A 10,830-nucleotide genomic window follows, 5' to 3' on the forward strand; every position below is an offset into this window, starting at 1 on the left:
ACCGGCGGGTCGCCCGTGCCGGCGCACACATCCGCTCATGCCGCGGCATCCGGCCCGACGCGGCCATCCCCGGCCGCCACCCCTCCCGGCGTGCCGATGACCGGCCGGCCGCGCGCCCCTGGGGTCACGCTTCGCCTGTTCGGCCCGCCGACCGTCCTCGCCGCCGGCACCCCGATCCGCACCGGTCTACGCAGCCTCGGCGTGCAACTGCTGGCCTACCTGGCGCTGCACCGCGACGGCGCGTCCACCGGCACGATCCTGGCCGAGCTCCTGCCCGACGTCTCACCACGCAAGGCACGTAACCAGCTCTACACCGTCGTCGGCTCCCTCCGGGAAACCCTGCGCGCCGCCAGCGGCTACGACCGCACCTGGTTCATCACCACCATCCGCGGCGGCTACCAGCTCGACCCCGCCCTCGTGGACGTCGACCTGTGGCGCTTCCAGGACGCCCTCGCCGACGCTGTCACCCCCGACCGGCGCACCACCGCCCTGGCTCGCGCCGTCACCGCCACCGGCCGGCAGCCGTTCCTGGCCGCCAGCACCTACGAATGGGCGGACAGCCACATCACCACCGTGCACCATCAGCTCCTCGACGCCCTGGCTCAACTCGCCGACAGGCACCTGCCCGACCAGCCCGACCGCGCCCTCGATCTCCTCGGCCACGCCCTGACCATCGACCCGTACGCCGAACCCACCTATCAGAAGATCATGGAAGTTGAAGCTGGGCGGCAGCGCCCCGACGCGGTCCACCGCACCTACCAGCTCCTGCGCCGCCGGCTCCGGGAACTCGATGCCGAACCACACCCCGGCACCGACGCCCTCCTGTCCCACCTCACCGTCCCCGCCACGGCAACCGCGACCCGCACGATGAGCCGGCAGCCCGCCCCCGGCAGCAGGGGAGCGTAGAGACGTGTCGGTGACGATGCGGTGCACTCCCATGATCGGAGACATTGGGCCGATCATGGTTCTTGAAGGAAACGTGACGATCCACCGGCTCACGCCTACTGGAGACACCGTGGATCTTCTGATGAGTCGCTGCCTGGCGTGGGGCATGACCGTGGTCACGGGCTTAGCGGCACCGTTCCGGGAATCCTTGCCGCACCTGCCGGACTGGCACCTGACGCGAACAGGCGACGGGGTACGCCTGACCGCCGCGCGGCTGACCGTCTTCGAGGGCCAGATCGATCCTCCGCCCGGCTGGACGGAGCACATGGATGCACACGGCGAGATCGTGGTGCTCATCGGCGCCGGCCCGCACACGCTGTCGGATCCCGCGGGCCTGGTGCGGGCGGTAGCAGCAGGCGGGGTGGTCGGCGCGCTGGTCGCGAGCAGCACACAGACCCCGTGAAGGAATGACGACTTGGTATAGCTTTGAGCGATTCGAGCGGATCGGACTCTAGCGCGGATCTTGTGATTGCAGAGCGTCATCAGCGAGCTCCCGGGCAGCGTGGTTGGTCGACCGCGCTCGACCACGGTTGCCGGCGAGTGGTACGTCACAAGGTCTGCGCCAGAGTCAGATCCAGATCCAAAACTCGCCGCCGAAGCCCTGTGTGTCCGACATCAAGACCATTCATCTTCTCTGGCAAGGCCATGGACAGGGATCCATCTGGTAGTGGACGTCAACAGCTGGGCTGGCGACGTATAGGGACGGGGAGCGGTAGCCAATAGCAATCGATCTTATGCTATCTGGATAGTTTGGAAATAGGAGAATTATATTTTTCTGCCTACTCCACCATAAATCCAGATGTTGCGGTAACCCTTGGGGCGTTTGCCGGCCGGTCGCCATGTCGGCACCTGGACCAGACCCGGGTCCACCAGATCGCACCCGGTGAAGAACGCGGCAATGGCGGGATGGCTGCGTACGGCGAGGGGCGAGGTGGCGGTGTCGTAAACCTCGGTGACCTGGGCCGCTGCTGCGGGTCGCAGGTCACCCGTGGCATGGGACAGCGCCAGATAGCTGCCCACCGGTAGCGCATCGAGTAGCGTCCGCACGATGCCGGTGGGGTTTTCCTCGTCGCGGATGAAGTGCATGACGGCGACGAGGAGCAGGGCCACGGGTTCGGTGAAATCGATCAGATGCTGGACGCGGGGATGCTGCAGGATCTCGTGTGGTTCCCGCAGGTCCGCCAGCGCGGCCGTGGTCCGGCCGGTGCCGGTCAGCAGCGCGTTGGCGTGCGCGTGGACGATGGGGTCGTTGTCGACGTAGACGACTCGGACGTCCGGTGTGATCTTCTGGGCGGTCTGGTGGACGTTGTCTGCGGCCGGGATTCCGGTCCCGATGTCGATGATCTGTCGGATGCCGGCCTCGGCGACGAGGAACCGGACGGCGCGGTGGAGGAAGCGTCGGTTCTCCCGGGCCATCAACCGGGCTTCGGGCGCGGCCCGCAGTATCCGCTCCGCCGCGAGTCGGTCAGCCGGATAGTGATCCTTGCCGCCCAGGAGATAGTCGTACATCCGCGCCGGGTGCGCCGTGGCCATGGTGATTCCATCGGCGGCCAAGCCGTTTGTTCGCACGAAGGTCGCCATCCTGCCCTCTGTCACCGTCTTCCGCGTGCTGTATTGAACGTCTCGGGCATTTCCATGTATGCGAGACCGGATGCGTCAGGCTGTTTGCGTGTGCTCGTGATTTCGTATTCAGTCACTACTATTTCCTCGCTAAGAAACGGACGTGCAGGACGGGCAGGTGGAGGACGGCCGAGCAGGCCGCCGACGCAAGGATGCTCTGAGTACGTGCAGAAAGACCGAGACGGTTCCAATGGAAGATCACGTGATAGGAGAGGATGTGGCGCAGGCCCCGGTCCAGCGTTCCGTCGCGGGCCGCCGTTCCGAGGGCGTGCCCTGCCTGCCGGAAGGCGTCGGCCCATGCGGCGGCGAACGCGAGGGGGCCGCCCGGCTCCAGCAGGGGCCCGGCGTCAGCGAGCATCAGCCGTCGCAGGTCCTCGGTTATCCCCCGGAGCTGGTCCGGCGAGACGCTGTCAGGGGAGGGCCGTTCGGCGACGACGCGGTGCCACAGGTCGCCCATCTCGTACCATTCCAGCCCGGCGGCGTGCATCAGGATGCTGCATAGCAGGACCGACAGTTCACGGCGCCCGAGCGCATTTCCCTGGGAACGCAGCTCCAGGATGGCCCGGCTGTCGGCGTGGAACAGTTGGTGTGCGCACGTCATGCCCACAGGGCCGCCGAACGCGGCGGTTTCCGGTTCGTAGATGCCCGACCACCAGCGCGCGATCCGGCCGGCGGCAGTAAGTTCGTCGAGTGCTTGGCGCAGGCTGCCGCGCGCTTCGTCGCCCGGCCGGGTCCGTAGGCGCAGTCGCCAGCAGGGATGTTTTCTGACGAACCACCAGGCGGTCACATCGCCGCTGGCTTCGGCATGGCGCAGGAGCGGCGCGAGGTGGTCGGCCGCGGCTTGCTCGGCGCTCGGCCAGTGGGTGAACTGGATGTAGAGCTGCCACCAGTCGACTGTCGCGGCGGACTGATGTTCGAGCGCGCGGCGGCCGGCCTGCTGATAGATCTCGACGGCTGCGGCCAGATCGGCTGGGTCTGTGCGGATGTGGGCGGCGGTGTCGTCGAGCGGGCTGCCGGCCAGGACACGCAGCACGCCATCCACGGTTTCGTCCAGCGCGGTGCTGTGTGCGTTGTCCTTGGCCCGGTGGTGGCTCAGTCGATCAGTAGGCATGCGTCCCATCCGGAGCTCGGCGCCGCGTTCCGCGCGGCGGTGGTCAGCGCGAGCGCGGTTCCCGCGTCGCCGTCGAGAAATCCGGGTCCGTTGCCCATGCCGGGCTGGGCGTGGTGGGCCAGGGACTCCTCCAGAGAGGGCAGGCTCATACCCAGCACCGGCGTGGTGGCGTCGCGGGCGGCGCGCCAGGTGGTCTGGTAGACGCCCGCCCAGCCGTGGCACAGGCCCGGGTCGATGAGTCGGGAGAGCTGGGCGGGGTCGGCCAGGCAGTCGGCGAGGTGCTGTTCGGCTGCCCGCTGGCGCCGTGCGTCGCGGGTGGCGATGGCGGCGAGCTGCTGGGCGCGGGCGATTCCGGGTGTGCCGTAGCACCAGCTGGGGCGGGCGGGACCGGGCTGGCTGGTCCTGCCGGTGCGCAGGTCCGCGAGGGTCACGCACTCCGGCCACCACGAGCCGGTCTCCCCGTGCTGTTCCCAGGTGTCGAGCCAGGAGCAGATGGTCTCGATGGCCTCCTGCTGGCCGTCCACGACGACCCCGCGCCGCAGTGCCTGGCTGAGGAACATCAGCGGCCCGGCGATGCCGTGCGCGGCGCCGTGGTTGCTGTGCCCGTCCGGATACCGGGCGGAGGTGCGGGTGTGCGGGTCGTGGGCGACCCACCAGCCCGGCAGGGCCTGGTCGTCGCCTGGCAGGGGGCGGGTGAGCGCGACAAGGTACCGGAGGATGCGTCCGAGGGCGCTGCCGCCCGGGTCGCGGCGCAGCAGGTAGGCGCCGATGCCGGTCAGCCCGTAGAAGAGGTCGTATTCGCGGAAGGCGGGACGGTCGCCGCGGCGGATGCGGGCCATCGCGGTGGTGGTGCGGCGGTGCGCGAGGTCGGTGACGTTGTGGTCCACGGTCTCCAGGGCGGCGCTGTACCGTGTCGGTGAGCCGGCGTTGGCAGCATGCAGCATGTAGGCGATGGCCGGCACACCGAGGTAGAGGCCGGCGGTGTCGGAGCCACTGATCGGGCTGGCTACCGCGTTTGTGATCCAGGTGTGTGCGGTGCGCCAGCTGCCGCTGCCGGTGCGGGCGTGTTCGATGTGGAACAGGGCGATGCCGGCGGCGCCGTCGGCGAGGGACTGCCCGGCCCAGGGCTCGTCGGGGGATGGTGTTTCCGGTATACCGAGGTGCTGTGCGAACCTCTCGACAGCATCAGCAAGACTGGTCCAGTTTTGTAGTGTTTTAGTCACTTAGAGCTCCGGGCGGTGTGGCGCAGTGCGCAGGCTCGCGCGAGGCGGCCGGAGACGCGCTCGAGGTCCAGGTCGACGCCCAGCGCGCGTACATGGTGCAGGTGCAGGAGGGACCGCAGGACCGTGAGCGGGTCACGCTGCGCCGCCATTTGCTCGCGATAGCTGGCCAGTGCGGCGGCACGAGCCAGCCAGGTAGCGACCACGTCCGTCCCGCCGGGCAGGGACCGCAGGGCTGTCCACCGGCGGTGCGGGTCCGCGAGTTCATGGGTTTGGTCGCGCAGCGCCCGGTCCAGCCGCCCGTGTTCCTGGGGCAGGCGCCGGACCAGCCAGTCGAGGCCCTCGTCAACGGCGGGTGCGAACCGGACGGCCAGGTCGACCAGACTGGCGGCGGCCAAGGCCTGCGCGCTCGTTCCCGCCAGCGCCATGCCGATCTGGGCGAGGGCCGCCACCGAGTCCGCCATGAACACCGTGCGCGCGTATTTCATAACCTCGCCGTAGCCGTACCGTCCCGGCTGGGATGCTTCGGTGGTAAGCGAGAGGTGCGACACCAGGCGCTGACGGCGTAGCTGGTCCGCCCAGTCGTAGAGCCGTTCAGCGGCCTCGCCATAGGCATCGGGTGCGGGCAGCCGCACGGATAGGACGAGGTATTGGTCGGCATCGGGACGGGAGGTGTCCCGATGCCGACGGAACCACCACTGCGGCGCATCCTCGAAGGCTGCGATCAGGCTCGGCAGGTACGCGGTCAGGATCTCGTCGTAGCGCGTCGGATGGGCGTGCACATGGGCACACAGGACAGTGGAGCGGTCCGGCGGGCAGGCGGTGCCGTTGGCAACGCCGCCTGCCCGCCGGGGTACCGGTGGCGGGCTGGTCCGGGTGGGTTCGGTGAGAGCCAGCGGGAGAAGGATTTCGTGGGCGCGGCCGAGCCAGCCGAAATCCTTCGGGCCTGGAGCTTCGCGTAGTTCGAGGCGACGGGCCCGGTCGAGGCGAGTACGGAGCAGAAGACGGTGGACCGGATGGTTGAGGTCCAGGGGAAGCCGCTGGTCGTCTTCGATCATGGCGACGCGGACGGGTACCCGCAGCCTTGCCCGCCACGTCTCGAAGGCCGCGTCCCACGCGGCCATGTCGGCTTCTCTGCCGGGCAGGTCCGGCGCGGTGAGTAGCCAGCGGGCCGGGGCGAGGATGGTGCGCTTGTAACGCACCCGTGGTAGGTAGGCCAGGTGGTTGGCGGCGCCGAAGTCGAACGCCGTGTAGACGGCGGACCGGGCGGTGGTGATCTCCGCGAGGAACCGTGCGAGCGGCGGGGTGTGGATTCCCGCTTCCAGCGCGTGCAGGACCCGCGGCTCGATGCGTCGGCCCGTGGAGAGTTGCAGGACGGAGAACTGGCGGGCGTCCGCGGTGATCGCGATATCCGTGAGAGGGAGCACGCCGTCGCCCGGTTCCCGGTGCTCGGCCAGAGAGACGACACACGGCAGCAGTTGCGGAGTACGGGCGACGTTCTCGTTGCGCCGCCGACGCGGCACGAACGACAACTGCGCGGTGATCGCGTCCGGGCCGGCCGTGTCGAAGGTGGCGGCGAGTTCGGCTCGCTCCTGGGCCGGCAGCAGGTGGGCGACCCGCCCGGCCATGCTGCTGCCCGGCCGCGGAGTCCCGGTCACCACCAGACGGAATGCTCCGCGCGCCAGGGCTTCCAACGACGCCGCGTGGATCTCGAAGGACATCTCCACACGGTGCACGGGGATGGCATCGGTCGCGTCGCCCGCCAGGTTTCTGATCACCGGTTCGGTTAGGACGATCTCCGCGCACCCGTCCAACAGGCTCTGCTGGATCAGGCCGAGAAGCGCCTCGTCACGTTCGGTCAGCTGCCGGGCGGCACGGCCCCGTGCGGAACCGAGATAGCCCGCGGGCAGCCCGAGTCCGCTGTCGGCTACCAGCTCCAGGACGGGGATGACGGCGCCAGCCCCGTATCGCTCCCGGAAGCGACGGTGATAATCCTGCCACTGCGGGTAGCCAAATGGGTATGGTGTCAGGCGGTGCAGGACACAGACGGCTTCCTGCGCTTCCACGGCCACCTGCTCGGGGATCTGGACGTCGCAGTCCACGGCGCTGTCGACGACCAGGGGCACCGCGGCGACGTCACTGAGCGCCTTCATCCGGGTGATCAGCCCAATCCTCGCCGGCCGCGCGGCGGCCGAGCCGCCAGCCGCGAGTTCCTCGCGTATCGCGCACAGCTGGTGGACCAGATCCGCGATCTCGGGAATGGTGTGCGCGTTGGCGGCAGCCAGTTCGGCGCACACGTGGTCGAGTGCATCCACGCAGGTCATCGGGGCCCACAGGCTGCTGATCAGCATGTTCTGGTCGATCAGGCCGCCGAGCATGGCATCGACCTGGTCCACGGTGGCAGCCGGGAACCGCTCTGTGAGCCGGGCGCGCAGTACGCCGTACCGGATGGGGGTGTGGGCGGCGGCCAAGGCCGCGGCGACCGGGCGGGTGTAACGCACGGACACCTCAACCGGGGCCAACAGATGAGCCCGCCCATCCGCGGGCGGTCCCGGCACGACGTAGCGATCACCTCGGACCTGCCCAACGCCGTTGGCGGCCACGGGCAGGCGTTCGAGTAACCGGGGGCACCGCTGCAGACGGGTGACGATGTCGGCGAGCCAGTCCGCGTCGGCCCGTACCACCACACGGTGCTCCCGTCCCCATGACGCCTTCGGCGCGTCACCGATCCGGGCCGGGGCGACCCCGGCGAACAGGCCGAAGGGTGTGGGGCGTCGCTGCCAGCGCAGGAGGTAGGAAGCGAGGGAGAGCACCGTCTGGCGCACCCGCCTCGGATCGGACCGCTTCCCGGCCACGACATCGTCGACCTGCTGGCACAGCACGGGGCTGGCAGCGCTCAGCGCGTCCCGTATCTCCGCGCGCCGCCACACGGCGGCCAGAAAAGCCCGCCCCTCCGCCACGGTGCCGTCGCCGTCCAGGCCAAGAGCGGGGGGCAGGTTCAAGGCGCCTGGATCGGTGCTGGCGCGCAGTATCGCGCCAGCCTGCCACCGGTAGCGGGCTGGTGGCTGTGCTGTCACTGACCCCTCCCTGTGGATACAGCAGGCTCGCCGGTGCTGCTGGTGCGCCGGGACGGGGCTGTCCGGCGTACCAGCAGCAGAGAAGCGGTCGTTCAGGCCGGGTCCTGAACGAATGAGCTGCAGGCGCTGGCTTTGTGGCAGGTGGAGCCACAGTTGTCATCCGTGTTGCACTGGAGCTTGCCGTTCGGGTACGCGGCCAGCACGACCCGTATATCCAGCGTGAATTCGTCGTCGATGACTTCGAGGCCGTCGGAGTCCGACGGCTCGGTCAACAGTGCCGTGGCGCCGTTCGGGATATGGACATCCAGCATTTCGACCGTTCTCCGTTCCTATTCAGTAAGATCGAGACGATGAGCCGGGATGCCCTGGTCCTCGGCAGCGGCCGCGGGCCAGGCGAGCATGACCCGGCAGTGAATCTTGTCGATGACCCGCGCCACCGGCGGCTGCGGCATCTGGTGATCGGGCGTTCCGGCCGGGTAGACGACGATGACCGGGCCGGGCCCGCCGCGCTGCTCGCGATCCCACGTACATATCTGGTCGGCCACCTTCGGGGCGAGCGCGGGTCCGTCCGCCCCGAAGGCGTGGACCCCGAACTCGACCACCGTGTCGTCGGCCGTGCGGCGCACGACGACGTAGGCGAAGTTGCCCCCGTCGACGGTCGCCATGGCGAACGACTTGTTGCTTGGGGAAACCAGGCCGGTGTCGAGCTCCTGGTCGACCGTCATGACGCAGAACCCGTCCAGCACCGTGGCCAGGTACAGCTGGAGCATCTCGAACGACTCCCAGCGCCCGACCGTCACCCCCGTCCACGTCTCCGCGCGGGGCGTGCGCACCGCGTTGTCCAGCAGAGCCGGATCGGCAGGCAGCCCGTCATCGAACCGTAGTCCGATCTCGTCCGTGCCGGTCACCAGCAGCAGTTGCTCCTGATGTGCCCCGGCGCCCTGCATCGGAACGAACCCGCAGACCTCGTAGTCGCGGGACACCAGACATCCGCCCTCACGCTGAAAGGCGACCGAGCGTGTGAGACCCCGCAGCCGCAGCGGCACCACAAGCCGCCCGTTCTCGGACATCTGGGCCACCCACGCCGGCGGGATGTCCCAGGCCCCACTGGTGATCAATATGCGGTCATACGGGGCAAACGCGGCGACACCCTCCTCGGCGTCGGCGAGCACAACGCGCACCCGCCGTGCGTAGCCGGCCTCCGCCAGCAGGCGCTCGGCGCGGGCCGTGACATCCGGATCGATGTCGACCGTCGTCACCTCACCGGACACACCGACCAGCTCCGCCAGGTAAGCCGCGTTGAGACCACCGGAACCGACCTCGAGCACACGCATCCCCGGGCGGACATCAGCCTGTTCCAGCATGAACGCCTGGATACGCGCGGCACTGACCGAACTGAGCGCGACACCGTACTCATTCCTCTTGGTCACCAACGCCCGTTCAGCGGCATACGCCGCTTCCACCGTCTCCTCTGGCAGGAACAGGTGCCGAGGAACAGCACGGACAGCCCGTTCGACCGCTGCCGTACGAAGCGCATTCAGCTCACGCAACTCACCGATCAACTGCTCTCGCAGCTCATCGATACGGCTAGAACCGGTGGCCACGTCAGTCATAGAAGACTTCCTGTCCTGTATCGCTCCTGACGATCCGCTACGGCGAAGCCGCCTGCGTCACGTTTCTTGCCCATACCCGCCCTTCCTGGAGAGATCCAGAACATCGATCGCAATCCCGAGAAAATGTTCTGTAACAATCAGTTACATCCTCCCGGCCCGGCCCGGCCCGGCCCGACGATCGGAGGGCGTGGCCTGTCCAGCGAGCACCGGGAGCTGCCAGCCTGCCGGGATAGCCGTGCTCTGCCAACGCTCGACAGTTGCTGCGGCTGGCGTCACGGACAGCCTATTGCCCAAGCGATCGGGCCCCACGCGAAACGCCGCGGTCGCATGACACGGTTGACAGAGCCTGTCGACACCGGCACAGACCCACGGCGGCTCGTTCTCCAGCCAATTCGACAGCTCGGCACGTCCGCCACCCTCGTTCCTCGCGCTCCCTCGGTTCCGTTTCAGAGACCAGCCTGGCGAGGAACCCCGAGGCGGACCATGCTGTGGGGGGATCATCTGGCACTCACATGAGGGTCGAGGTATCGCGGAGGTATCAAGCAGTGCCGCCAGACGCGACACGCCACCAGCGGCACGTCGACGCTGGCATTATGGAGACGAGCCGCCCGGTCTTTCAGCAAGGGAGTTGCCATGGCCCCCGGGCCATCCCGTACCGTGCTGCACGCCCTTCTGGTCGAACGCGCGATGACGTATTCGCTCTTCGAACGAGAATATGCCCGGGTCTCGGCGCTGCTCTACGAAGAGACGGGCGACCGCGTATTCCGTAACGCGACGCTGGCGGAACCGACCCTGCGTCGATGGACCAGCGGTGGCCTGAGACGGCTGCCAGCCCATCCGGCCCCGGCCGTTCTGGAACGCATGTTCGGCCTGCCGGTGATCCAGCTTCTCGCCAGCCCGGAGCCCGACAAGGTTCACCAGGCGGCTGCGCCAGCACTGACCGAAAGCGACATTGAAATGACGGCACGAGAGGCCGCGGGGCATGCCTCCGAAGCAGCGGCAAGCACCTTGCCGGAGATGACCATTGACCAGGTCGAAGACGACATAAGGCATCTGGCTGCAGGCTACGGCGCCCTCGCGCTTCCTGATGCCTACCAACAGGCCCGCCTTCTCCTGGAGGTCTCCCAGCGGTACCTCGACCGGACGCGGTCTCCTCGTCAGCAAGCTCGGCTGTATCTCCTTGCAGGCGAGGCTGCGGCGCTCTGCGGCGCCGCGTGTTTCGATCTGTTCTTGCTGCGGTCCGC

The 10,830-nt window shown here is 68.5% G+C and carries 9 protein-coding genes; 3 read left to right on the forward strand and 6 right to left on the reverse strand.

Annotated features, from left to right (window positions below; genetic code table 11):
- The coding region (locus tag AC5LUJ_RS19975; protein ID WP_493465503.1) for an AfsR/SARP family transcriptional regulator at positions 1-906 on the forward strand (906 nt) is incomplete at its 5' end.
- Positions 907-937: 31 nt separating this feature from the next.
- Positions 938-1,348, forward strand: coding sequence for a hypothetical protein (locus AC5LUJ_RS19980; protein WP_493465504.1), 411 nt, complete (start codon positions 938-940; stop codon positions 1,346-1,348).
- Between the two features lie 362 nt (positions 1,349-1,710).
- On the opposite strand, the gene AC5LUJ_RS19985 is transcribed toward AC5LUJ_RS19980, so the two are convergent.
- From AC5LUJ_RS19985 to fxlM, 6 genes are all read right to left on the reverse strand, one after another.
- A complete protein-coding gene (locus AC5LUJ_RS19985; RefSeq protein ID WP_493465505.1) occupies positions 1,711-2,478 on the reverse strand; it encodes an SAM-dependent methyltransferase in 768 nt (255 codons plus the stop codon).
- A 166-nt stretch (positions 2,479-2,644) separates the two neighbouring features.
- Positions 2,645-3,676 (reverse strand): thiopeptide-type bacteriocin biosynthesis protein, encoded by a 1,032-nt coding sequence (locus AC5LUJ_RS19990; RefSeq protein WP_493465506.1) that lies wholly within the window; start codon positions 3,674-3,676, stop codon positions 2,645-2,647.
- Positions 3,658-4,899: a lanthionine synthetase C family protein gene (locus AC5LUJ_RS19995; protein WP_493465507.1), complete on the reverse strand. Its 1,242-nt coding sequence runs from the start codon at positions 4,897-4,899 to the stop codon at positions 3,658-3,660. The genes AC5LUJ_RS19990 and AC5LUJ_RS19995 overlap by 19 nt, the downstream gene beginning before the upstream one ends.
- Positions 4,896-7,973 (reverse strand): lantibiotic dehydratase, encoded by a 3,078-nt coding sequence (locus tag AC5LUJ_RS20000; protein ID WP_493465508.1) that lies wholly within the window; start codon positions 7,971-7,973, stop codon positions 4,896-4,898. Before AC5LUJ_RS20000 ends, AC5LUJ_RS19995 begins: the two co-directional genes overlap by 4 nt.
- Positions 7,974-8,065: 92 nt before the next feature.
- The gene (locus tag AC5LUJ_RS20005) at positions 8,066-8,284 is read right to left on the reverse strand and encodes an FxLD family lanthipeptide (protein WP_493465509.1); all 219 of its coding nucleotides are present in this window, start codon (positions 8,282-8,284) and stop codon (positions 8,066-8,068) included.
- Positions 8,285-8,302: 18 nt separating this feature from the next.
- A complete protein-coding gene (fxlM, locus tag AC5LUJ_RS20010) occupies positions 8,303-9,586 on the reverse strand; it encodes a methyltransferase, FxLD system (protein WP_493465510.1) in 1,284 nt (427 codons plus the stop codon).
- Positions 9,587-10,219: 633 nt separating this feature from the next.
- Between fxlM and AC5LUJ_RS20015 the strand changes: the two genes are divergently transcribed.
- Positions 10,220-10,830 (forward strand): hypothetical protein (locus AC5LUJ_RS20015; protein WP_493465511.1); only part of this gene is annotated, 611 nt, incomplete at its 3' end.

It is taken from the genome of Protofrankia sp. CiP1_Cm_nod3, assembly GCF_982290655.1.